This window comes from Clostridioides sp. LIBA-6622 (genome assembly GCF_056716095.1).
On record NZ_CP196998.1, the window covers coordinates 2,081,571 to 2,105,075 of the forward strand.

23 protein-coding genes and 1 riboswitch are annotated in these 23,505 nt (G+C 27.4%); of the genes, 4 read left to right on the top strand and 19 right to left on the bottom strand.

The genetic code is table 11. The features are described from left to right. Positions 1-158: 158 nt before the first annotated feature. The 8 genes from ACTG47_RS10075 to ACTG47_RS10110 form a co-directional block, all read right to left on the bottom strand. Positions 159-1,004 carry a hypothetical protein gene (locus ACTG47_RS10075; RefSeq protein WP_479927058.1) on the bottom strand — a complete coding sequence of 282 codons (846 nt, stop codon included), beginning with the start codon at positions 1,002-1,004 and terminating at the stop codon, positions 159-161. Positions 1,005-1,033: 29 nt separating this feature from the next. Next, positions 1,034-1,405, bottom strand: coding sequence for an ACT domain-containing protein (locus ACTG47_RS10080; RefSeq protein ID WP_479927059.1), 372 nt, complete (start codon positions 1,403-1,405; stop codon positions 1,034-1,036). Between the two features lie 152 nt (positions 1,406-1,557). Beyond that, a complete protein-coding gene (locus tag ACTG47_RS10085; RefSeq protein ID WP_003424039.1) occupies positions 1,558-1,818 on the bottom strand; it encodes a stage V sporulation protein S in 261 nt (86 codons plus the stop codon). Between the two features lie 188 nt (positions 1,819-2,006). Continuing rightward, entirely contained in the window at positions 2,007-2,951 is a 945-nt protein-coding gene (locus tag ACTG47_RS10090) for an acetyl-CoA carboxylase carboxyltransferase subunit alpha (protein WP_169466932.1), read from the bottom strand. Positions 2,952-2,971: 20 nt separating this feature from the next. After that, positions 2,972-3,826: an acetyl-CoA carboxylase, carboxyltransferase subunit beta gene (gene accD, locus ACTG47_RS10095; protein ID WP_479924435.1), complete on the bottom strand. Its 855-nt coding sequence runs from the start codon at positions 3,824-3,826 to the stop codon at positions 2,972-2,974. 14 nt (positions 3,827-3,840) lie between these two features. Beyond that, a complete protein-coding gene (gene accC, locus ACTG47_RS10100; RefSeq protein ID WP_479924436.1) occupies positions 3,841-5,202 on the bottom strand; it encodes an acetyl-CoA carboxylase biotin carboxylase subunit in 1,362 nt (453 codons plus the stop codon). A 15-nt stretch (positions 5,203-5,217) separates the two neighbouring features. After that, positions 5,218-5,670 (bottom strand): acetyl-CoA carboxylase biotin carboxyl carrier protein, encoded by a 453-nt coding sequence (gene accB, locus ACTG47_RS10105; RefSeq protein ID WP_479924437.1) that lies wholly within the window; start codon positions 5,668-5,670, stop codon positions 5,218-5,220. A gap of 269 nt (positions 5,671-5,939) precedes the next feature. Next, complete coding sequence (locus ACTG47_RS10110; protein ID WP_169466940.1) at positions 5,940-6,386, bottom strand: hypothetical protein; 447 nt, start codon at positions 6,384-6,386, stop codon at positions 5,940-5,942. A gap of 271 nt (positions 6,387-6,657) precedes the next feature. On the opposite strand from ACTG47_RS10110, the gene ACTG47_RS10115 reads away from it, so the two are divergent. After that, positions 6,658-6,936 (top strand): hypothetical protein, encoded by a 279-nt coding sequence (locus tag ACTG47_RS10115; protein ID WP_003424072.1) that lies wholly within the window; start codon positions 6,658-6,660, stop codon positions 6,934-6,936. A 132-nt stretch (positions 6,937-7,068) separates the two neighbouring features. On the opposite strand, the gene ACTG47_RS10120 is transcribed toward ACTG47_RS10115, so the two are convergent. From ACTG47_RS10120 to ACTG47_RS10135, 4 genes are all read right to left on the bottom strand, one after another. Beyond that, on the bottom strand, positions 7,069-7,800 hold the full coding sequence (locus tag ACTG47_RS10120; protein WP_479924438.1) for a hypothetical protein: 732 nt from the start codon (positions 7,798-7,800) through the stop codon (positions 7,069-7,071). A gap of 144 nt (positions 7,801-7,944) precedes the next feature. Further along, complete coding sequence (gene trmB, locus ACTG47_RS10125) at positions 7,945-8,589, bottom strand: tRNA (guanosine(46)-N7)-methyltransferase TrmB (RefSeq protein WP_169466944.1); 645 nt, start codon at positions 8,587-8,589, stop codon at positions 7,945-7,947. 138 nt (positions 8,590-8,727) lie between these two features. Next, positions 8,728-9,048, bottom strand: a complete 321-nt coding sequence (locus ACTG47_RS10130; RefSeq protein WP_479924439.1) for a Fe-S cluster assembly protein HesB — start codon at positions 9,046-9,048, stop codon at positions 8,728-8,730. Positions 9,049-9,360: 312 nt separating this feature from the next. Further along, the gene (locus ACTG47_RS10135) at positions 9,361-9,786 is read right to left on the bottom strand and encodes a VOC family protein (protein ID WP_479924440.1); all 426 of its coding nucleotides are present in this window, start codon (positions 9,784-9,786) and stop codon (positions 9,361-9,363) included. A gap of 284 nt (positions 9,787-10,070) precedes the next feature. Then, positions 10,071-10,168: riboswitch (purine riboswitch) on the top strand. A 59-nt stretch (positions 10,169-10,227) separates the two neighbouring features. Here ACTG47_RS10135 and ACTG47_RS10140 point away from each other — a divergent pair. After that, on the top strand, positions 10,228-10,866 hold the full coding sequence (locus ACTG47_RS10140) for a CatA-like O-acetyltransferase (protein ID WP_479924441.1): 639 nt from the start codon (positions 10,228-10,230) through the stop codon (positions 10,864-10,866). 190 nt (positions 10,867-11,056) lie between these two features. On the opposite strand, the gene ACTG47_RS10145 is transcribed toward ACTG47_RS10140, so the two are convergent. From ACTG47_RS10145 to ACTG47_RS10155, 3 genes are all read right to left on the bottom strand, one after another. Continuing rightward, positions 11,057-11,755 carry an ABC transporter ATP-binding protein gene (locus ACTG47_RS10145; RefSeq protein WP_479924442.1) on the bottom strand — a complete coding sequence of 233 codons (699 nt, stop codon included), beginning with the start codon at positions 11,753-11,755 and terminating at the stop codon, positions 11,057-11,059. A 2-nt stretch (positions 11,756-11,757) separates the two neighbouring features. Then, positions 11,758-14,235, bottom strand: coding sequence for an ABC transporter permease (locus ACTG47_RS10150; RefSeq protein WP_479924443.1), 2,478 nt, complete (start codon positions 14,233-14,235; stop codon positions 11,758-11,760). Between the two features lie 172 nt (positions 14,236-14,407). Beyond that, complete coding sequence (locus tag ACTG47_RS10155; protein ID WP_479924444.1) at positions 14,408-15,805, bottom strand: sensor histidine kinase; 1,398 nt, start codon at positions 15,803-15,805, stop codon at positions 14,408-14,410. 392 nt (positions 15,806-16,197) lie between these two features. On the opposite strand from ACTG47_RS10155, the gene ACTG47_RS10160 reads away from it, so the two are divergent. After that, on the top strand, positions 16,198-17,058 hold the full coding sequence (locus ACTG47_RS10160; RefSeq protein ID WP_169466954.1) for a YitT family protein: 861 nt from the start codon (positions 16,198-16,200) through the stop codon (positions 17,056-17,058). A gap of 124 nt (positions 17,059-17,182) precedes the next feature. Here the strand turns inward: ACTG47_RS10160 and ACTG47_RS10165 are convergent, their stop codons facing one another. Further along, positions 17,183-17,737, bottom strand: a complete 555-nt coding sequence (locus ACTG47_RS10165; protein ID WP_479924445.1) for a GNAT family N-acetyltransferase — start codon at positions 17,735-17,737, stop codon at positions 17,183-17,185. Between the two features lie 190 nt (positions 17,738-17,927). Continuing rightward, the gene (locus ACTG47_RS10170) at positions 17,928-18,815 is read right to left on the bottom strand and encodes a LysR family transcriptional regulator (protein ID WP_479924446.1); all 888 of its coding nucleotides are present in this window, start codon (positions 18,813-18,815) and stop codon (positions 17,928-17,930) included. Positions 18,816-18,933: 118 nt separating this feature from the next. Here ACTG47_RS10170 and ACTG47_RS10175 point away from each other — a divergent pair, with 118 nt between their 5' ends. Further along, positions 18,934-20,133, top strand: a complete 1,200-nt coding sequence (locus ACTG47_RS10175) for a coenzyme F420-0:L-glutamate ligase (protein ID WP_479924447.1) — start codon at positions 18,934-18,936, stop codon at positions 20,131-20,133. 106 nt (positions 20,134-20,239) lie between these two features. On the opposite strand, the gene ACTG47_RS10180 is transcribed toward ACTG47_RS10175, so the two are convergent. Then, positions 20,240-22,795 (bottom strand): ABC transporter permease, encoded by a 2,556-nt coding sequence (locus ACTG47_RS10180; protein WP_479924448.1) that lies wholly within the window; start codon positions 22,793-22,795, stop codon positions 20,240-20,242. Continuing rightward, positions 22,792-23,478, bottom strand: a complete 687-nt coding sequence (locus ACTG47_RS10185; protein ID WP_479924449.1) for an ABC transporter ATP-binding protein — start codon at positions 23,476-23,478, stop codon at positions 22,792-22,794. The genes ACTG47_RS10180 and ACTG47_RS10185 overlap by 4 nt, the downstream gene beginning before the upstream one ends. Positions 23,479-23,505 lie beyond the last annotated feature (27 nt).

Sequence of the window (23,505 nt, forward strand, 5' to 3'; positions counted from 1 at the left end):
ACTAGTTAAATTTAAGTACTCTTTTTTTATTTCTCAATATATTTATAGAATTATTCTTAAAATATATTGAGAAATTTTATACTCTACTAAAATCTATTTTAGGTAATATATTTATATGTTTCTAATAAAACTAAATATATCGTAAAATATATATCTCTTTAATTAAAATTTTTAAATGGGCTGACCAAACTTAAAATATAAGATATTATTAGAGTTACTCCCGAGAAAATAAGCCCTATAGCCATAAAGAAACTCACAAATATATTGTATTGAACTATCAGACTAGATATATTCAAATTATCAGGCCCAAGTAAGTATGTAATTAGACTTATCACAAAAATAACTATGATTATAAAACTCAAACCATTTAAGCTATTTTTTAAATCAGCACTACTAAGTGACATATGTGTAGATATAGAATACATTAGAAACATAAATACAAAATACTTCAATGAATATATACTAGGTGTTAACAACATTACTTTTATAAAATTAGAAATATCATCTATAATAATGTGTATAAAACCATTTATATTGAAATTATTAATCATACTTACATATAATTTTAAATCTATATTTTGTGTCACTTTCGTATAACTATCTGGCAACAATATATTAAAAAGTAAAATAATCATTATTGTTCCACCTATAATAGGTGCAATTCCTATAAAGAAATTTCCTATACTTTGATAAAGACTATCTTTTTTATAACTATGGCTTACATATCCTAATATACCATCATTTTTACTTTCTATTGGTCTGAAAAATTTAACTGAATTGATTTTATGCATAAAAATCAAACACATTACCAAATGACTGAGTTCATGAATAAATGTTCCTATAGCTCCAGTTACAATAATTCCAGTTTTTCCAAAAGATGAAAATATAAATTTATTGTTTAGATTTTCTGTGATACTAAAAATCAGTCCAAAAACAATAAATATGCCTAAAAAACAAAAGATATTTACAATACTTATTTTTAAAATTTCAACTATATGAATCATAACTTAAAACCTTATGTAAGAGTATCTAACTACTCTACTTCATATCCATTACAAGTTAAAATTTTACAAGCATTTTCTATATCTTTTTCTTTTATTAAAATATAATCTGTATCATATGTAGAAATTGCAAATATGCTTATTTTATTTTCTGCTAATAAGCCACTTAGTTTAGATAAAATTCCTATAAGTGAAAAATCTAAAGGTCCTAGTATCTTAAGTATTCTCCACTCTTTTTCTGACTTAACCTCAAAAGGAATATTATTATTTGAACATACAACACTTAACTCGTCTTCAGTCTTAGTTATAGAGTAAAAGTTTTCTGTATCTATCCATGTTGGTATTTTACTATCATTATTTAATCTACATACTGCATACTCTTCTGCAAATAATTTTAATTTCATAATGTACATCTCCTCCAAACTTATTTGTCTACTTAAGATTATACATTAAAAATTATATAAAATAAAACATATAAAGTAAAAAAGGTTCACTATAGTATCCTATTTCTATAGCCAACCTTTAAAACTTAATTAAATTCTAATAAAAAGATATATTATCTAGGTTCAATTATAAGTTTAATGGCTGTTTTCTTATCACCTTCGATTTCTATATCAGTAAATGCGGGAATGCAAACTAAATCCATTCCACTAGGTGCAACAAATCCTCTTGCTATTGCAATTGATTTTATCGCTTGATTTAGAGCTCCAGCTCCTATAGCTTGTATTTCTGCAATACCTCGTTCTCTAAGTACTCCAGCCAAGGCTCCAGCTACAGAATTAGGATTTGATTTTGATGAAACTTTTAGTACTTCCATTTCAACATCTCCTTGTTAATTTGTTAAAGTATCCATTACCTAAAGTACTAAATCACAATTGCCATTTACTAATTACAATCATCATTTAAAGTATACTTTTATAAAAATATACTTCTATAATTGTTTTAAGAAAACCTTTATTTTTTAAAACCATTTTATAATGAAAAAACTACAAATTTCTTTATATTCTATAAGCATTTTCCAATATTTCTAAATTTATTATATCTTTGAGTCATAATTTCTTCTTTATCCATATCTTTATAATGATTCAATCTTTCTAAAATATAAGCTTTTATTTCCTTTGAAACAGCAACTACATCTTTTTGTGCTCCTCCAAGAGGTTCTTTTATAATCTTATCTATTATTTTCAAATCATACAAATCATCACTTGTAAGTTTCATAACATTACAAGCTTCTTTAGCTTTAGAAGAATCTTTAAATAGGATACTAGAAAGACCTTCAGGTGAAATTACAGAATAAACTGAATGCTCTAACATACAAACATCATTGCCTACTCCAATACCTAAAGCTCCTCCACTACCACCTTCGCCAATTACAAAAGTGATTACTGGTACAGAAAGTTTACTCATTTCAAGTAAGTTTCTTGCAATGGCTTCTCCTTGCCCTCTTTCTTCTGCTTCTAAACCACAAAAAGCTCCTGATGTATCAATAAACGTTATTATTGGTCTATTGAATTTCTCAGCTTGTTTCATAAGTCTTAATGCTTTTCTATATCCTTCTGGATGAGGCATTCCAAAATTTCTTTTTATATTTTCTTTTGTATCTCTTCCTTTTTGATGACCAACTATTGTAACATTAAATCTTCCTATCTGACCTATTCCTCCAACTATAGAAGGGTCATCTTTAAAAAGTCTATCTCCATGAAGCTCTAAAAAATTAGAACAAATGTGTTCTATGTATTCTAAAGTTGTAGGTCTTTTTATATCTCTACTTAACATTACCTTCTCATATGGTGATAGATGGGAAAAGGCATCTTCTTTAAGCTTTTCCAGTTTTTCATTAAGTGAATTTATTTTATCACTTAAATCTATATTATTTGCCTCAGAAATAGTTATTAATTGTTTAATATCATTTTCTAAAACCTTTATTTTTTCACTATTATTCTCAATCAAAACAGTTCCTCCTTTATGCCCTATTTCTTGTGCATAGCAAGAATTTGATATAATACTTCCTTCATTTTTCTTCTATCTACTATCATGTCAATAAAACCTTTTTCAAGTAAAAACTCAGAAGTTTGGAATCCTTCAGGAAGTTTCTGATTTATTGTTTGTTCTATTACTCTTGGTCCTGCAAAACCTATCAATGTATTTGGTTCAGAAATTATAATATCTCCAAGCATAGCAAAACTAGCAGTTACTCCTCCAGTAGTAGGGTCAGTTAGAATTGATATATATGGTAATGATTTTTCTTCAAGTTTAGAAAGTGCTTGAGAAGTTTTTGCCATCTGCATAAGAGATACCATGCCCTCTTGCATTCTAGCTCCACCTGAAGCAGAACAAATAATTATAGGTAAATTATTTTCAGCAGCATATTCTATTGAATAAGTTATTTTCTCTCCAACAATAGAACCCATACTTCCCATCATAAAATCAGAATTCATTACACAAATAACTGTTTTAATTCCATTTAATCTTCCATAACCTGTGACAACAGCTTCTGACTCATTCGTTTTTTCCTTATAAGAGTCTACTTTTTCTTTGTATTTAGGAAAATTTAGTGGGTTTTGAAATTCTACATCAGAATTAAACTCCATAAAAGTTCCCTTATCAATCAATAAATTTATTCTTTTTCTTGCTCTTAAGCCATAATGTCTTGAACATTTTGGACATACAAATGAATTTTCTTCTATGTCCTTTCTAAATACATGACTATTGCAACCTTTGCAATAAGTCCAAAATTTATCATCTACACTATTCTTTTTAAAGTTGTCATCCAAAGAAATCGTAACATACTTAGATTCTTTTGATGATAAAAATTTTTTTATCATAATCTATTTACTCCTTATAATGTAGCAAATTCTTTCTTCATAAAGACATCTTCTATAAATTTGGTATGATGAGTATCTTCTCTAAACTCTTCACTTGTTACAAGTGCCTTTTGGAATTCTACATTTGTATTAATACCTTCTACAATAATTTCGTCTAGAGCTCTATACATTCTATTTATACATTCTTCTCTAGTCTCAGCCCAACATATTAATTTACCTATCATAGAATCATATAAAGGTGGTATAGTATATCCTGCATATACAAAAGTATCAAATCTAACACCAAAACCTCCAGGTAAATTTAACGATTCTATCTTACCTGGTGATGGAGCAAAATTATTTGATGAATCTTCAGCATTTATTCTACACTCAATAGCATGACCTCTAAAAGTAATATCTTCTTGCTTAAAAGGAATTTCCTCCCCATTAGCTATAGATATTTGAAGTTTTATAAGGTCAAGACTTGTTACCATCTCTGTAACTGGATGTTCAACTTGTATTCTCGTATTCATCTCTATAAAATAAAAGTTTTTATCTTTGTCAACTATAAACTCAATAGTACCAGCACCGATATAACCTACACCTTTTACTATATCTACTGCGATTTTATGAAGTTTTTGTCTTTCTTCATCTGAAAGGTATGGACTTAAAGATTCTTCTATTACTTTTTGATTTCTTCTTTGCATAGAACAATCTCTGTCACCCAAATGTATTGCATTTGAATGTTTATCTCCAAATACTTGTACTTCTATATGTCTAGGATTTTCTACGAATTTTTCCATATATAAATCACTATTAGAAAATGCTGCTAGAGCTTCTGAGCTTGCCATATCAAAATTCGAAAAAAGTTCTTCTTCTTTTCTAACGATTCTCATCCCTTTTCCACCGCCTCCACTTGAGGCTTTTATCATAACAGGATAGCCAATTTCTCTTGCAACTTCTAAAGCTTCTTCCTTAGTTTTTAAAACAGATTCTGAACCAGGAACAACAGGGATATTTAATTCCATCATAGTTTCTCTTGCTCTAGATTTATCTCCCATCAAAATCATTTGTTCTCTTGTTGGACCTATAAAAATAATATTATTCTCTTCACATTGTTTTGCAAATTCAGGATTCTCTGATAAAAAGCCAAAGCCTGGATGAATAGCATCACATTTTAATTTAAGAGCAAGGTATATTATATTTTCTATATTATTGTAACTCTTGCTTATATTGTTTGGCCCTATACAAATAGATTCATCAGCTATATATCTATGAAAACAATCTTTATCTATTTCAGAATAGATAGCAACAGTCTTTATACCTAGTTCTTTACATGTTCTGATGATTCTAACTGCTATATCGCCTCTATTTGCAACTAGTATTTTTTTTATCAACTTAAATACCTCCTACTACAATGGTTTTATCTTAAATAAAGGTTGATTATATTCTACTAGTTCTTCATTATCAACTAATACTTCAATTATTTCACCTTTAATTTCACTTGTTATCTCATTCATAAGCTTCATTGCTTCTAATATACATAAAGTATCGCCCTCTTCAACTACATCGCCAACTTTGACAAAGCTATCTGCATCTGGACTTGGAGAACCATAGAATGTCCCCATTAAAGGAGCTACTACTACTGATAGATTCTCATTAGATACGACAGGTATATCGTTTACAACTGGCTTTTCTAAAGAAAGATCCACTACTGATTCTTGTTGTACACTTAAAACAGGTGAACTTGTAGCTTGAGCTTTTTTAGATACTTCTAATTTTAAATCGCTATTTTCAAGTTTTACATATTCTAAGTTAGTTGAGTCTATAACCTTTAATAATTCCTTAATTTCATTGATGTTCATGTTGTTACCCCCTTGTATTATTACCTGGTGCTAATATTATATCACAAAAAACAAATTTATAAAAGAAAAAGTGCTGACTAGAGAATCAACACATCAATATATATTTTAATTTTAGATTAACAACAAGTAACTTATATTTGTTTTAATTTTCCATTATTAATATAGATTATAAGTATAAAATGAATAAAATTCAATATTTTTTGCAAAATACAAGAAAATAGAAATTAATACCTCGGGGATTTTTAAGACAAATACCAATATTATGCAATTTAGACTTCGCTTTCTTTCAAATCAGTATCATTTTCTTTATCCTTACATAGAATATACTTTAACTTAGTTATTAAAATATCACTATATAGGTTAAAAGTTATTAAAATTGCAGGAATTATAAAATAAACTCTAGCACCTATAAATCCAAAAACTACTGTAATGAATATTAATCTTTTATTTAAAGTAAAAAAAGGTATATTAAAGATACTTTTATCGGATGCTTTTGGAGTATAAGAACATATAATTCCAAAAATAACAGTTAGCATACAAAGTGGAAGTAATGTATAACTTGAAATTATTCCTAAAAAACCTATACTTTCAAAGTATTTACTAGCACTATTTGTATAAACAAACATGTATCCATTTAAGTAAGCGCATATACACGATATAATGCCAAAAGTTCCTCCTAATGATTGAGTGTACCAATTAAAAAATTTAGATTCCATATACCTCGCCTCCTATAACTGTATATATAATGATATGCGCTTAAACAATGAAATATATCTTTATATGCTTATGAATAAATTTTTGTTAATTTCATTAATTTATGTTTAAGAAATTTGAAGTATAGTGTAGTATATATTAATGTAGATAAAGTTTTATGTTACTCAATTAATTTATCTTATTATGGTTTTAATACAGGTCTAAAAATTATTATAGGGTTTTATGTTTTTGTTGAGCTGAAAAATTTATTATAAATGAAGGGATGTTTTTGCTTTGGTAGATACATTAGAATTTGGTCTCAAAATTTTATTTTTTATATTGTCGATTATTTGGATGGGTAAAATAATGATTTTAAGAACTGATAAACAAATAGTAATCAATCCTTTGCTTATTGGTATATCTGCAGTCCTTGTGATGTTGCATACCTCACAAAGTAACATTGAATTTTTTGGACTAGATGTCCAGTATATAAGAATAGTTTTATATATCATATATTCATTAATAATTTTAATAGGAATATGGGCTACTAACAGAAGAAATGGTATTTTCTAGATAATCTATTTTAATAGATATCTAAAGGTTGCTAGTAACAAAGTGCTAATAATAGTACTCTGTTACCAGCAACCTTTATTTTAATTATACATTTAAATTGAAAATTAAATTATTGAGTAAGTTGACATATACTTATTTTACGTTGATAGTGATTAGAACTTCTTGAGATGTATTTAAATCATTTTTGTCACTTAGTACAACTTTTACTACTGCCTGACCCGTTTTATTACCTTTAACAATCATACCTTCATATGAAACTACATTTTTATCACTTACAGATATTACAAAATCTAAATCCTTTGGAAGACTATCAGTAACTTCCCAATACTTATAATAGCTATCAATTTTCTTTGTAATTACTTTTCTCAAATCAATACTTTCACCTTTCGCTATATCAACATTATGGTATTTAGAATCCAGTTTATATTGATTATCTTTTGTATCAATAAAATTCAAATCACAATTCACATCCACACCATTATCAGAAAGAGAATTTACTACACCATCATCAACCAAATAATTATTTGCTAGGTTGATTGAATCCATATCCTTTAGACTTAAAGCTTCTTTAGGAACTTCTTTTATATTATTGTTCCAAAAAATAAAATTATCTACGTTTTCAAGATATGATATTCCTTTTAAATTTGAAATATTTTCGCCAGTTGCATAAAATTCTCCATCTAAAGCTTTTATATTACTTATAGTCATCTCATCGGGGTTTATATATCGTTTTACAACTGCTCTCAGATTGGCATCAGGAAAAATATTTTTAAGTTGATTGTCGCTTAGAACATTATCATTTGAATTTATTGGACTTAAAGCCGCTGCAGAAATAAGAAATGGTATTAAATTAGCTAAATTCATAGAACCCTCCCACATAATTTTTTTTTATATAGTAATTTAATTTCTATGAGAGGGTTCTGTTTCCTTGTTATATATGCCTACTTTCGTACACTTTATTAATATAAATTAAAATAAATTTCTACTATTAAACTTATAAACATATTGCTAGTTACGTTTTTTAGCCTCACATCTAAATATTCGCATACCTTGTGACATAAATTTGTCTTCATACTCTGTTGTAACATTATTTTCATACTCACTATTTCCTAAATCAAGAGAAATATTCTTCAATAGCCAATTATTTGCAGCAATTTCATTTAAACTAAACTCGAATAATTTTTCATTATCTGTTTTAAAGTGAATTTCGCCATTATCTTCCAAAACCTTATTGTACATTTCTAAAAATCCAGAATGAGTGAGTCTTCTCTTACTCCATCTATTTTTAGGCCATGGGTCACAGAAATTTATATAAATTCTTGATAATTCTTTAGCTTCAAAGTAATCTAAAATATTGCTTACATCTCCCCATAAAAATAATATATTATTTAAATTAGAAGTATCAGCCTTTTCAACAGCTTTTAAAAGAACTTCTTCTTTAAGCTCTATAGCAATATAATTTATGTCAGGATTCTGTCTGGCTAAAGTTGTTATAAACTTGCCTCTACCAGTGCCAAATTCCACATGTATTGGGTTATCATTTCCAAACTTTAAATTCCATTTACCTTTTAATTCCTCTATATCGTCTCTTAAAACGTATTTTGTATAACTTAAAAGTTTTTCATCTGCACCTTTTTTTCGTCTTCTTCTCACAATAACTCTCCTTATATATAAAAAATTAATAAAATACATTTTTTATTATACATTATCTAAGCAAAAAATAAAAAGAACTCTCTTCAAATAGAAATTTATTTCTATAAAGAGAGCTCTTAATCTGCTAAAAAATTAATCTTAGTGGCACCCTGAACAACCAGAGCATCCTCCTCCACCTTGATCTTTCATATTTTCAGGAATAACTCTAAATCCAAATCCTGTATCTTCTATTATTATATCTCCATACTGACTATATTCATCAGAGTTCATTACAAATTGTAATTCTCCAATTTCATAAGTTAAGTCATCTTCTTTTTTCTCATCTAAAGCTAATCCAAAAGAAGGACCTCCACAACCAACACCTGCAAAGTATACTCTTATATTATTAGGTTTATCTTGATTGTCTTTTAAGATACTTTTTAAAGTATCAATAGCTGTTTCTGGTAAAGTAATTTTCATTAAATCATTCCCTTTCAAATATTTTATTAAAACAATATCTATTATATACCCATATAAGGTACATAATCAATTAGTTTTTGCATATTTTACTAAAACTTCTGCCAAATATTACTTAAAGCTTTAAAATATTTTATATGATATTTTATTTCCTTAAATAAATACCCTATTGTATGCTTAGTAAACAAATAAAACTTTTGCTAATAATACAATGCTTTTATTTGTTGTCTTAATATTATAACACATTTGATAATGACCAATTCATATATGCAAAATTTATATATTTGAAAGCTTATCTATTCAAAAACGTTGTGGCTATAACAATGCAAAATGGCTACTCTCGATAACTGATTTCATCTGACATAAGCAAAAAGGATGTCCAGCTGGGTCAAACATAACTCTCCAATCATCGGAAAATTGCTCACCTGCTATTGTTGCTCCACAATGAATTGCATACTGAACCGCTTTTTCCAAATCATTAACAGCGAAGTCCATATGCGCCATTTGCTGTTGAGCGTTTGGCTCTTCTGGCCATACAGGTGGTTTATACTCAGGATTTCGTTGAAACGTTATACCAGGATATGTACCTTGATTTGTTCCTGGAGCACCAACACATGCAAATTCTTCATTATAAAATGCTATTTCCCACTTAAGTAATGTAGCATAGAATTTTGCTAATTCATATGGGTCTTTACAATCCATTGTAAATGAATACATTTTTATTTTCAGTTCATCATACATAATATAATTACCTCCAAATATAGATTTCTTTGTCTTTTTCAATATCATTGATACTTATTTTTTTATTCTAAATTCAAATATTCTTATTTTTTGCAATATAGAGAAAAAAACTATATTTTAATATTTTATAATTATTGAAGTTGTTTAATAAATTTGACAGAATACTCCTTATATTATCAATAAACAAAATAAAAATAAATTAATAAAAAATATGGTACTTTTATCTGTCATTTTAATATTATAACACATTTAATAACGTTTAGAATATTGCTGATACTGTCTAAATAATGTATAATATAAATAGTTATATAAGCTCATAATATGGTTGAGCGTTTCTACAAACTACCGTAAATAGTTGATTATAATTCCAGTTAATTATAATCAACTATTTACGGTAGTTTGTATTTTATATAAGAATATTTTAGAGAAAGAGGGATTTTGATGAATTACAAATACCTGGATATGGAGACATATAAGAGAAAGGGGCATTTTGAGTATTTTAATAGCTTATCCTATCCATATGTTGGATTAACAGCAAATGTTGATATTACAAATTTAATAAAAAAAGTTAAAACAAAAAAGCTACCGCTTTTTCTTACTGTTTGTTACTGTGTATCGAAAGCAGCAAATGCTGTTCCCGAATTTAGGCAGAGAATCCTAGAACATAAAATAATAGAATTTGATAACTGCAAAACATCTCATACCGTAGCATTAGATAATGGAACCTATTGCTATTGTACCCTTGATAATAATATGTCTTTTTCAGATTTCATACCTTATGCGAAACGAGAACAAGAGGCTGCAAGGCAAAATCAAACTATATGTGAAGAAGAAGCTGATATATATGATAAAATATTTATATCCACGCTTCACTGGATTTCTTACACAGCTCTCGTTCAACCTGTACCAATCCCTGCAGACAGTAATCCAAGGATTACATGGGGAAAATACTTCGTTCAAGGAGATAAAACAATAATGCCCGTTTCTGTGTTGTGCCACCATGGCTTGGTTGATGGTATACATATTGCTAATTTTTATAAATTATTGGACAAACAGATTCTCGCAATCGTCCAGTCATAATTAGAATTGGATGTAATCTATGTCTTATTGGTATAATACATATTGTTTATTCTGTCCTTTTCATAAAGTGGCAAGCAGAGTAAGGTTATCAGCAAGCTGGATAAGTGCTTGCTGATTTTTTATTTTGTGGTGCCAAAATGGTTACAACTTTACAAAATCATGTCACGTAATAAAACATAATAGAAATTCATTATACAATTACACCATCTAAAATTGTAATAGTACGGCTACTACTTTTAGCTGCTCCTAATGAGTGGGTTACCATAATTATAGTCTGACCACTTTCTTTATTTATTTTACTAAGTAAGTTTATTATTTCTTTTCCTGTCTTGCTATCTAAATTTCCAGTAGGTTCATCAGCAAATAGAATTTCTGGCTTTCCTATTAAAGCCCGAGCTATAGCAACACGTTGCTGTTGACCACCAGATAATTCTCTTGGTGTATGCTTACGTCTATCATATAAACCAACCATATTCAAAATTTCATCTAATTGCTTTTTATAATCGTTTAAATTCTTGCCATCTAATAATAAGGGAAGCATTATATTTTCTTCAACATTTAGATTTGGTATTAGATTATAAAATTGAAATACAAATCCTATATTTCTACGACGTATTACACTCATCTTATCATCATCAAGATGTGATATATCAGTTCCATTCATATACACTTTTCCATTTGTTGGAGTATCTAAACCGCCTAAGATATATAAAAGAGTGCTTTTCCCAGAACCAGATTGACCCATAATAGAAATAAATTCACCTTTCATTACTTGCAAAGATATATCTTTTAACACCCTAGTTGTTTCATTTCCAATTTTGAATTCTTTAATAATATTTTTAGCTTCTATAGCCAAATTCTTAAATACAGTTTTCATATTAACCTCCATGATTATTCAAATTTAATTTCTTCTACTAGATTCATTTTCTTACCTTTTACAATTGGAACTACTGAACCTATTAAAGTTACTACAATTCCCAACAATCCTATAATAATGAATGTTTTAAAATCTAGCTTTGGTGACATTGAAATCTTTGGACCTGCAACTATGAATATAGTTTGAATTTCCATTACAGATATTACAATTCCAATAATAGAACCAAGTAATCCTGATGTAAAACCTTCAATTAATGTCATTTTTACATTTTGTTTATCACTCTGACCAACTGATTTATACATAGCTATAGAACGTCTTTTTTGAATATAATTAATTAGTAGGTTATTGATAATACCTACTGTAGCAAGAATAAAAATAAAATAGGTCATTTTATTCATAGGAGACAAAAAACTGCTTATAGTTTTTAAAGAATCATTATTAAACTCTTCAACGGTACGACTCCAGTTAGGTGTATCTCCAAATAAATCCCTTATCTGAATCATAACAGCATCTGGATTGACTGCTGTATATGCTAAAAAGCCATAATTAGCCTTATCAAAATCACTAATAGCATAATTTGATGGTATAATAGCTTCTACATCACTTGCACGAGATTTAAAACTACCTAGTATTTTATAAGAAAACTCATATCTATCATTAGATAAAGTTACTGTATCTCCTATAGATAAACCTAGTTTTTTTAAAGTATCTTCGTTCAAAATAACAGAACGCTTATCTTCAAAAGATTCAATTACTTGTTCTTTTGTATCAGAATTTGTATAATTGATTGCAAGCATAGAACTATACAGTTTTAAATTATCTGTGGCTTCTAGTCTTGAAAATGTTATATTGTTACTATAAATCTCATTATTCATAACATAGATAGGTAAAACATTTTTAATTCCACTTATATGTCTAACATCTTCAATAAACTCTTCATCCATCTTTCCATCTGCAAAACCTTGTAGCTCTGCATCTCGAAATACATCACCTATATAAGCTTTAACAAAACTGCCAACAACACTTATTACAATCACTGCAGAAATACTTATAAATAATAATGTAATATTCTGTGTAACATTTTTGTTATTTTTCATATTTCTAGCAGCTAATTTACCCTCATTACCTAGAATCTTTTCATAAACAAACTCAAAAATTGTAGACATGGTATCAGTAAAAAGAGGTATTAACACAATAGTAGATACGATTAATCCCAGTAATGAAAATCCACCAGCTAGATACAGTGTATTTTCAGGTGATATTCTTGGCAGTAGAATAGACAAAATAAGTATAATAGTGCCTATAAAAAGTATATAACGATTTGAAACATTCTTTTCTTCTACAGTTCCTAATATGACATTTTTAATAGGTAAATGACTAGCTTTTTTAACAGGTATATATGCACTAAATAAAGAAACAATTATCGCTACTATAACAGAGACCATCACCCCAAGAGGAGATATTACTGTTGGAATTGATATTCCTTGTTCAAGAGAATTTCCAAGTCCATGAAGCATAATATTTAAAACAACTATACCAATAGGAATAGCAATCAACCCTCCAATACTTCCATATAGCAAACTTTCAAACATTAAAATATAAGTTACAGTTTTTTCATTAGCGCCAACACTTCTAAAGGTACCAATAAATGGAAGACGTTCTAGTGTAATTACTTTATAACTACTATATATGATAAATATACTAAGAGTTAATGCGAAAAAGCTTATTAAAAAGAAAGGCATTGTTTTTTGTCTAGCATCTGCAACTATCTTACTTTCATTTATGGTACTTGATATTTTATATTTTTCAGTTGAAAGTTCTTCAGATAATTTATTTACTAGACTTTCTGTCTTTTCTTCTTTTGATTCGATAAGAACTCTTGTATATCCATTTCCTTTATCTAAAATTTTTGATAGGGTCTCTTTAGGTAGTAGTGCATTTACACCTCTTGTATGTCTCAAAAATACTGTATCATATGAAGCAATATCACTAACTTCAAAAGTATAAGGCTTACCATGAATTTGTAAAATAATAGAATCACCTTTTTTTATTTTATATTTTGATGTAAAACGATTAGGAAGAATAATTTTATTTCCAGAAAAGTCAGTAATACTATTTCCATTTTCTAATCGTGGTTTGTTGATTTTATTCAGTTGATTTAAGTCTGCTGATATAAGACTAAATGATTCATAATATCCATCCTTATGATAAACAGCAGAACTTTCCAATATCCCAACCTTTGATTTTATAGAGTTTAGATTAGGAATATCTTCTATACTAGTTGATATATCTGGATTTTTATTTTGGACAGATATATTTGCGCTGCCAAACATACCTCTTGCCATCTTTCTCTGTGCATTTTCGTAAGATAATCCAATTGAAAATGAAACAAAAAGTAAAACTGTTGATAGAACTATGGACAGTAACATAACTGCTGTCCTAATTTTTCTTTCTCTAACATTTGTGAAAATATACTTTAATATAATCTTCAAATTTACACCTACTTCCTTAATTTAATTTAGACTTAACCTTTAATGTAACTTTTTATGATGTTTTAACTGAATAACATCTTAAATAAAAAAGATTGATAAACTATTATATAAACATAATAATCTACCAATCTTAATATATTTTTTATTTAACCTTAATTAACCTTAATTAAGGTTAAAAATAGATATGAAATGAACTACCTAGTCCTAATTCACTTTCAACAGATATATTACCTCCATGAATCTCAATAATTTGCTTTGTTATTGCCAATCCTAAACCAGTGCCTTCTATTCTTCGCTTTGTATTGGTTCCTCTATAATAACGATTAAATAAACTTAATACTTCTTCTTTTGTCATCCCTTTTCCATTATCTGAAATGGTAATTTCAATTTTTTCATTTAATACTATATGTACAACAACTTTAGTATCCTTATCTCCATATGTAAAAGCATTAATGATAAGATTGCTAAAAGCTCTTTTTAGTAGTGTATAATCAAAACTAAAGCTAACAATGCCTATATCAGTCTTAAATTCAATTGTATTTGACTCATACTCTGGGTAGTTTAAAATATCAATGGATAATTCCTTCAAAAACCTTACTAAATCATCATTTTTCTTATTTAAAGGAATGATTCCATTTTGTAATTGATATGTTAACTTTAAATCACTTATAAGTTTATTTGTGTATTCTACGTTTTTTAGCATGATTGAAGCGTATTTATGTATTTTTTCAGATGAATGAGTAATACTGTTATCTGCAAGGAGTTCTGCGTATCCTTTTATTGGTGAAAGTGGAGTTTTTAAATCATGAGTTATATTTGAAATCCATTCTTCTCGCATAATATCAGTTTTCTTTTGTATCTCATCACTTTTATGAATTTCTTCACTTAGAAGATTTAAACTATCATATACATCTGAAAAAACGCCTTTAATCTTAATTGGAAGATACTTTCTTTTTGCAACATCACTAACAGCAGTTGTGATATTTGAAATACACTTTGTTACCCAGTAACTATAAATGACTCCAAAAATCAAAATGATTAAAAGTATAATTACCATAATTGAAAATATAATCGACTTTCCGCCTATAAATTTATTACCATCAAAAAACATATTTACTTTAGATATATTTAATGGAAAATGTATAATATAAATAAAATCGTTTTTGTTATTTGTAATAGTATTAATGTATATAGTTCCATCACTAGAATTATTTTGCTCGATTAATGCTAATAACTCAGAATTAGAATAGTAATTTTTATGGTCTTTGGGTTCTGAAAATCCATAAACTATATTTCCATTAAAATCTAAAATTTGCAACCACAATTTGTTTTCTTGAAGTTTTTCTAATCCAGATTTTTTTATCTGTGGTTTATTATCTATAAACATTATTTGTTCATTAAAATCTTCTGTAAATTTTTTAGCCCAATCACTATGTACATATCTTCCATTTGGCTGTTGAATTGTAATAAGGGATAAGAAAATACCTATTACAATAAAAATTAAACAAAGAAAAATTACGAAAAAAATAAGGTATGAATGTAGTATTGTCTTGTAACTAGGTTTCTGCATTTAATCAACTCTTTTCTTAAACTTGTATTTTAATTTAAAAATATAACTATCAATATAAATTATATTTATATTACTTTATGTTATCAAGATAGTTATTGCATTCAATAACTTCAAATAAAAGTATCTCAGCATATTAAATAATATAAAGAAATTCTTCATAGAACTGTTTTTATAGGGGATACTTTATAAAAGGACTAAAAAATTATAACATATAAAAAGTTTCACAGATAAATAACAATACTAGCAATGATATTAAAATAATATATAAAGATTCACAAATATTAAGAATAATGAAACACTTGAAATTACTTATATCAAGAAAAATTTATATAATATAAATTGGTCAAATATGTTATAATATTAAATTGTGACAAGTTCATGGAGGTGTTTATATGAAAAAACAAAAGTCGCCAATTTTACTTGAGATGTTTGGTCTATTTTTTGGTTGTATATCAATGAGTATTGGTATAAATATGTTTTTAAAACCACATACAATTGCTCCAGGAGGGCTTAGTGGTCTATCATTAGTATTAAACAAAGTTACAGGACTTCCAGTATCAGCTATCATGTTAATTATAGGAGTACCATTAGTAATACTTGCTTTTAGAATTATGGGTACAAAAAATTCACTAAAAACGTTATTTGGAACAATCGTATTTTCTGCTATAGTCCAATTAACAGACCCATTATCAAAGTTAAGATTTACTGATGACTTATTATTATCTGCTATTGCAGGAGGAATATTAGTTGGTATTGGTTTAGGAATAATGTTCAAATCAGATGCTTCTACTGGGGGAACAGATTTAATTGCACTCATACTTAGTAAAAAATTCCCAGGAATAAAAGCTACAAAATTCATGTCGTGTCTAGATGGAATGGTTGTTATATCTTCTGGTATAGTAAATCGTAGTTTAGAAACTGCTCTTTACTCTGGTATAGCACTTTGTATATTGATAAAAATAGCAGATATGATAATGGAAGGATTTGACCATTCAAAAGCATTTTTTATTATTTCTGATGAACCAGAAAATTTAAGAAAATCTATAACAGAAGAACTTGATAGAGGTCTCACTATTCTAGATGGTAAAGGTGGATACACTAGAGAAAATAAAGAAGTTTTATTAGTTGTAGTTTCTAAAAAACAAGAACTTTATCTAAAGAGATTGGTTAAAAGAACTGACCCTACTGCATTTGTTATAGTTACAGATGTACATGAGGTTCTTGGAGAAGGCTTTAAAAAATTAGAAAATTAATTAAAGAATTAATACTTTAAAATATTTTAGTTAATAAGAACTTTATACAAAAAGGACATCGGACTTTTAGTTTCTATGCCCTTTTTGTGTAAAATCCATTTAAAATGTTAAATATTTATATCTATTATTTTATCAATTCATATTGATAACAAGGAACATTTTTTACAATACTACCAGCATGAATCTTTTTAATGTATTTTCCTGTACATTTGAATCCTAGCAAATCTAATGATTTTGTAGAATTCTGATTTTCTTCATATGTTATAGCAATGATTTTATTTAAGTTTAATTCCTTGAATCCATACTGTATTACTCTTTTAGTTATTTCAGTAGCAAAATCATGCCCCCAATAGTTTGGATTGATACATATACCTATTTCTGCTTCTGATGCTTTGGGATTTATATTATTAAACCCCATATTTCCAATAACTTTATTGTCTTTCTTATATACTATAGCAAAATGGCCAATCTTTCCCTTTTTATAAGGATTTAGAAAAAAAGATTTTATAAATTTTCTTGTATCTTCTAAATATTTGTGTTCATTAAATGGTAAATGCTTTACTACTACTTTATTTTTATAACAGTCAAAAAAATCTTCAACATCATCTAATGATGCAGGTCTTAGTATACAGTTTCTAGTTTCTAAGGTTTTCATTTGAGGATATACAGAATCAGACATTTCTAATCCCCCTTTATACATTAATCTAAATATACTGTTCATATTTAAAATACGATATTAATTATATAAATGTTCTCAAGTTAACCTTTATTTCTATTTTTTATAAAAACTAGCTTATTATATAAATCTTTTAAATATACAAATTTACATCTATTTTTCATATTAATTTACTTGTGATATACATTCTAAATTACATATTATTTGAAATCATACTTAAAAATTCTTTTGTTGCTAAAGACAAGGATATATCATTTAAATGGCAGTACCCTATACTTCTCTTAGGTATTGGCTCTTTTATATCCAATTTAAATAGTTTTTTACTTTCCAAATAGTCTATGCTGAATTCTTCTATAACACAAGATATGCCAAGATTTATGTACGCAAATTCTAAAAGTAATTCATGAGAACCCAATTCTATATCTGGGTTTAGTTTTATACCTTTTGATAAAAAATATTCATTTACATACAACCTTGAGTTTGCTTTATTTTCCAACATTATCAAAGGCAATGTATTTAATTCTTCTAATGATATTTTTTTCCCTTTATACTCTATGTAATCATCTGAACACACAAATATATCATGTATTTCAATACATTCAACAATGTTTAGTGAATCATCTTCTATGGGCATATTTATAATTGCTATATCTATATTCCCATCTTTAAGTAAAGATATAAGTTCTCTACTCGTTCTATTTATTGTAGATACATGTATATGTGGGTACTTCTTATGAAAGATTTCCAAATATTTTAATAAGAAAAAACGTGCAGCTGTATCTCCTACTCCTATTTTTAAAGAACCATATTCTAATTTTTTGAATTTATTTATCCTATCTTCTCCAGATGCTATTAGCTTTAATGCAGTAGTTACATGTTCACTTAAAATCTTTCCTTCTGGTGTTAATTTTACACCTTTATTATTCCTATAAAACAGTATAGTATCCAATTGTTCTTCTAATTGTTTTATCGACTGACTTACAGCAGGCTGTGACATAAATAATTCTTTAGCAGCTAGAGAAAAACTCTTATTATTTGCAACTGCATTAAAAACCTTATATAGTTCAAGTTTTATATTCATATATAATTTCTCCTTATGTCAAATATTAGTATTATTTATTTTACTTATAATCATATTTGAATTATAATATACATGGTACTAATATGACAATATTAATTCTTTAGGAGGATTTTGAATAATGAATAGATTAGTTGGGACTGTTTCAAGAGGGGTTAGAGCTCCTATTATAAGACAAGGAGATGACTTAGTTAAAATAGTTGTGGATTCTGTTTTAAATGCGTCAAAAAGTGAAAACTTTGAAGTTAGAGACAAAGATGTAATTGCAGTTACAGAAGCTGTTGTAGCTAGAGCACAAGGAAATTATGCTCATGTTGATAATATTGCTAAAGATGTAAAAGATAAATTTGGAGATGATACTGTTGGTGTTATATTCCCAATTTTAAGTAGAAATCGTTTTGCAATATGTTTAAAAGGGATTGCAAAAGGATGTAGAAAAGTTGTATTAATGTTAAGTTATCCTTCTGATGAAGTTGGAAATCACTTAATAAGTATTGATGAACTTGATGAAAAGGAAATAAATCCTTGGTCAGATGTTTTAACAGAGGAAAAATATAGAGAGTTATTTGGATACAACAAACATACATTTACTGGTGTAGATTATGTTGATTATTATAAGAATTTAATTAAAGATTGTGGTGCAGAAGTAGAAATTATATTTGCCAATAATCCAAAAACTATTCTTGACTATACAACAAGTATTTTAACTTGTGATATACATACAAGACAAAGAACAAAGAGAATTTTAAGACAAAATGGTGCTAAAAAAGTGTATTCTCTTGATGATATAATGACAGCAAGTGTAGATGGTAGCGGGTATAATGACCAATACGGACTTTTAGGTTCAAACAAAGCTACAGAAGAAACAGTAAAATTATTCCCTATAAATTGTGATGAAGTTGTAAACAAAATCCAAGGTGATATAAAAGAAATCACAGGGAAAAATGTAGAAGTAATGGTTTATGGAGATGGAGCTTTCAAAGACCCTGTAGGTAAAATATGGGAGTTAGCTGACCCAGTAGTATCTCCTGCTTATACAAACGGTTTAGAAGGAACTCCAAATGAAGTAAAACTAAAATATTTAGCAGATAATGATTTTGCTGACTTATCTGGTGATGAATTAAAAGAAGCTATTTCAAAATACATAGTTGAAAAAGACAATAAATCTGATGATTTAACAGGAAATATGGTTTCTCAAGGTACTACTCCAAGAAGATTAACAGATCTTATAGGTTCTTTAGCAGATTTAACATCTGGAAGTGGAGATAAAGGTACTCCTATTATTTACATACAAGGATATTTTGATAATTATACAAAATAATCTTTTTTAATGAGATTTTATTTCTCTATATTAAATTTACAATTTATTAAAACCTCTTAATTGATACATAGTAAAATGTATCGATTAAGAGGTTTATTTAATAATTCTAACTCTTGCTTATTTCTGAGATAATATCATTTTTTAAAATTTGCCTTACTGGAATAATAACTGCAATGATACTAATTACAATATTTAAAATAATCATGTTTATATACAGAAGTATATTTACTTCAAAGATTGGATTTATATATAAATATATACGTTTTACCATAAAATAAATCAGAAATTGTCCAATAATACTTCCGATTATCATTATAATACTTGCATATAATCCATATAAGAAACCTTCCCTCATCATCATAAGTAAAAATTTATTATCTGTAATACCCATAGCTCTTAAAATCCCAAATTCATGTCTTCTTGAAAAAACTAAATAACTTACTGTATTGATAATATGAAACAAGCTTATTGCAAGAAGTACAAATACAATTCCATATATAAATAAAAGTTTTTGATTTAAATAGGTATTATTTTTTTCAATAGCTATAGTATAATCTGTTACTATACATCTCTTTATATTATTTACAATACTTTTTATATTCTCAGACAACTCTATACTACTACTTTCTTCTGTCTTTTTTATACTTACTGAATTGTAATTTCCAATATTAAAATTATTGTTCATTTGTTCATTTGTCATAACTATATCCATACCATAATCACCAATAAAATACATGTTATTAGCCATTACACGTTTTACAGTAGCAGCAACTATAAATTCTTTTGTTATATAATCATATTTATTTTCTTCTTTAAATTTAACAATTTCACTTGTGGGTTTCATTGTTTTTGGAACTTTAACCTTTATTGTATTTCCTGGTTTTATATCAACTGCATCATACATACCAGTCCCATCCATAGGTAACCTAACTATAACTTTATTATTTTTGACCATATCATCATGATTGATTTTTCCATCTATAGTATAAGAATTTAACCCTTCTAACATTCCATTGTTATATCCATAGATATTTGTTTTTAAAAGATACCCACCTTCACTTTGTTTTGTACAAATGCCATTAAAAAAATTCTTTATTCTGTAATCTTTTTCAAGAGGTTTAAAGAAGTTTTTCCAAAATAATTGCTCTTCTTTAATTTGTATAGCTCCAAATAAATATTTTACTGGATAAACTCGTGATACTCCTTCAACCTCATTAAGTATTGAAATTTTATCTTTAGGTATACCTACATCAAAATCTGTTGTTTGCATAGTTATTTGGTAATCAGAATTTAAGCCATCATCAGCTTTCATTGTAAGCTCATTATTATTTTTAGTAAGCTGTATAGAGTAACTAGAACATAGGAATATAATTCCTCCAAGTGACAATGAAAACAAAATACCCACAAACATTCCCTTTTTTTGGGTCATGTATTTATGAGATAATACCTTTGTCATATTAGAATGCTTTACACTTTCTAAAATTCTTTTTTGCTTATTAGTTACCTTAAAATTTTTCATAGATTCTAAACTAGAATATTTATTCAATTGATGCACAACACATACAGTAATTAAAATTAACAGTAATAAGATAAATAAGAATCCAAAATAAATAGATTTTTCACTTATAAAAAATGCTCCTGGAGTAATATCGCTACTCAAAAATATATGTGGAAATTGTTCGTATATTGTAGATGCTACTCCAAGTCCTAGTATACAACCTATAGGAAATCCAATAATAAAAAGTAAAAATAATTCTAAAAAGAGTAAGAATAAGAGTTGTTTATTATTGGCACCTAATACTTCTAAGACTCCATATTGTGATATTCTTTGAAGTATTGAAACGTGGAAAATACTATATACTGCTGCTGCACCAAATACTCCAATAAGTAAGATAATTGCATTTGTATTTAGCTCTAGATTTTTTAAGAACTCAAATATATTATATCTTTCTATACCTTTTGGAGGTTTTACCCCGAATTCAATTGATAAGTGCCAATTTACACGAGCATTTTCTTTTGATATATTAAATTCTTTTATAAATTTAGAGTTTTGCTTATTTATGTTTTTATTTTCATCATACTTTACATAAACTAAATAAGAATCATTTTCTTTCTGTTGTGAATAATCATTTACAAATCCTTGCATATCAGTTTTTGGATTTGTAAGGTTTGATAAAATACCACATAATTTATAATTTCTCCCATCTAATTTAATTGTAGTCCCAATCTCTTTTTTTACATTTAAATTATTTAGTGAATATGTGTCAAAGGCTATCTCTCCATCTTTATGAGGAAGACTCCCCTGCAATAATTTCCTACCTGTCATATCTAGATAGGAAGAATCTGCATTTAAAAACTCTATAATAAAAGGTTCATCTATCTGAGATTTAGTATTTGTAACCCCAAGTTTATCTATAGTGTATTTTTTTGACTTTTTACTCTCTTTAATTTTTTTAAGTTGTTCCTTATCTACTTTATAGTAAAAATGATAATCACCACTATCTTCTCTTATCTTTTCTATTGTACTTTTGTTTGCGCTATGAACTAGAGAACCAATTCCTGTCAATAGCGCAACTGATAGTACTATACTTAAGACTATAGACATAGATTGTTTTTTATAATGTTTGATATATTGAATTGCAAATTTTATTAAAGACATCATAGTGCTCCACCACCATTATTCACGACAATTCCATCTTCAATATGTATAATTGAATCGCATACTTGTGCTATATTTTCATTATGTGTCACCATAAGTATTGTTTGATGAAATCTTGCACTACTTTCTTTTAACAAACAGACTACTTCCATTGTGGTTTTACTATCGAGATTTCCTGTTGGCTCATCTGCTAATATAAGTGCAGGTTTATTTGCTAAAGCTCTAGCAATTGCTACTCTTTGTTGTTGTCCACCAGAAAGTTCACTTGGAAACTTTAGACGCTTATCCCAAATCCCCAATGTATTCATTAACATTTCAATATATTCATGGTCTACATTATTTCCTTTATCTAATGTAACTGGAAGAGTGATATTATCATAAGTGTTTAGTACTGGTATTAAACTGTAATTTTGAAATATAAAACCTATATTTCTTCTTCTAAATACTGTTAAGTCTTTTTTTCCTATTTTAGATATATTCTTTCCTTTAATTATTACATCACCTGAGGTTGGATTATCTAATCCACCTATAATGTTTAATAATGTACTTTTACCAGAACCAGAAGTTCCAACTATAGCAGTAAATGTGGCTCGTTCAATTTCTATGCTGACTCCATTTAAAGCTTTGACTTTAGTCTCATTTTTTCCATAATGTTTTACTAAATTATTTGTCATTAATATACTCATTTAATTTCTCCTTTCAGTGCAGGTATA

What these genes read in the sequence shown, in the direction of transcription:
- accB (WP_479924437.1), bottom strand. Translation starts at nt 5,670, where the DNA reads ATGAACATCAATGAAATTAAGGAATTATTAAAGGTTATAGACTCAACT.
- accD (WP_479924435.1), bottom strand. Translation starts at nt 3,826, where the DNA reads ATGATAAAAAAATTTTTATCATCAAAAGAATCTAAGTATGTTACGATT.
- ACTG47_RS10145 (WP_479924442.1), bottom strand. Translation starts at nt 11,755, where the DNA reads ATGGAGGTTAATATGAAAACTGTATTTAAGAATTTGGCTATAGAAGCT.
- ACTG47_RS10165 (WP_479924445.1), bottom strand. Translation starts at nt 17,737, where the DNA reads ATGTCTGATTCTGTATATCCTCAAATGAAAACCTTAGAAACTAGAAAC.
- ACTG47_RS10120 (WP_479924438.1), bottom strand. Translation starts at nt 7,800, where the DNA reads ATGAATTTAGCTAATTTAATACCATTTCTTATTTCTGCAGCGGCTTTA.
- ACTG47_RS10135 (WP_479924440.1), bottom strand. Translation starts at nt 9,786, where the DNA reads ATGTATGATGAACTGAAAATAAAAATGTATTCATTTACAATGGATTGT.
- ACTG47_RS10110 (WP_169466940.1), bottom strand. Translation starts at nt 6,386, where the DNA reads ATGGAATCTAAATTTTTTAATTGGTACACTCAATCATTAGGAGGAACT.
- ACTG47_RS10155 (WP_479924444.1), bottom strand. Translation starts at nt 15,805, where the DNA reads ATGCAGAAACCTAGTTACAAGACAATACTACATTCATACCTTATTTTT.
- ACTG47_RS10170 (WP_479924446.1), bottom strand. Translation starts at nt 18,815, where the DNA reads ATGAATATAAAACTTGAACTATATAAGGTTTTTAATGCAGTTGCAAAT.
- ACTG47_RS10130 (WP_479924439.1), bottom strand. Translation starts at nt 9,048, where the DNA reads ATGAAAATTACTTTACCAGAAACAGCTATTGATACTTTAAAAAGTATC.
- ACTG47_RS10160 (WP_169466954.1), top strand. Translation starts at nt 16,198, where the DNA reads ATGAAAAAACAAAAGTCGCCAATTTTACTTGAGATGTTTGGTCTATTT.
- ACTG47_RS10185 (WP_479924449.1), bottom strand. Translation starts at nt 23,478, where the DNA reads ATGAGTATATTAATGACAAATAATTTAGTAAAACATTATGGAAAAAAT.
- ACTG47_RS10080 (WP_479927059.1), bottom strand. Translation starts at nt 1,405, where the DNA reads ATGAAATTAAAATTATTTGCAGAAGAGTATGCAGTATGTAGATTAAAT.
- ACTG47_RS10075 (WP_479927058.1), bottom strand. Translation starts at nt 1,004, where the DNA reads ATGATTCATATAGTTGAAATTTTAAAAATAAGTATTGTAAATATCTTT.
- ACTG47_RS10140 (WP_479924441.1), top strand. Translation starts at nt 10,228, where the DNA reads ATGAATTACAAATACCTGGATATGGAGACATATAAGAGAAAGGGGCAT.
- ACTG47_RS10180 (WP_479924448.1), bottom strand. Translation starts at nt 22,795, where the DNA reads ATGATGTCTTTAATAAAATTTGCAATTCAATATATCAAACATTATAAA.
- ACTG47_RS10085 (WP_003424039.1), bottom strand. Translation starts at nt 1,818, where the DNA reads ATGGAAGTACTAAAAGTTTCATCAAAATCAAATCCTAATTCTGTAGCT.
- ACTG47_RS10175 (WP_479924447.1), top strand. Translation starts at nt 18,934, where the DNA reads ATGAATAGATTAGTTGGGACTGTTTCAAGAGGGGTTAGAGCTCCTATT.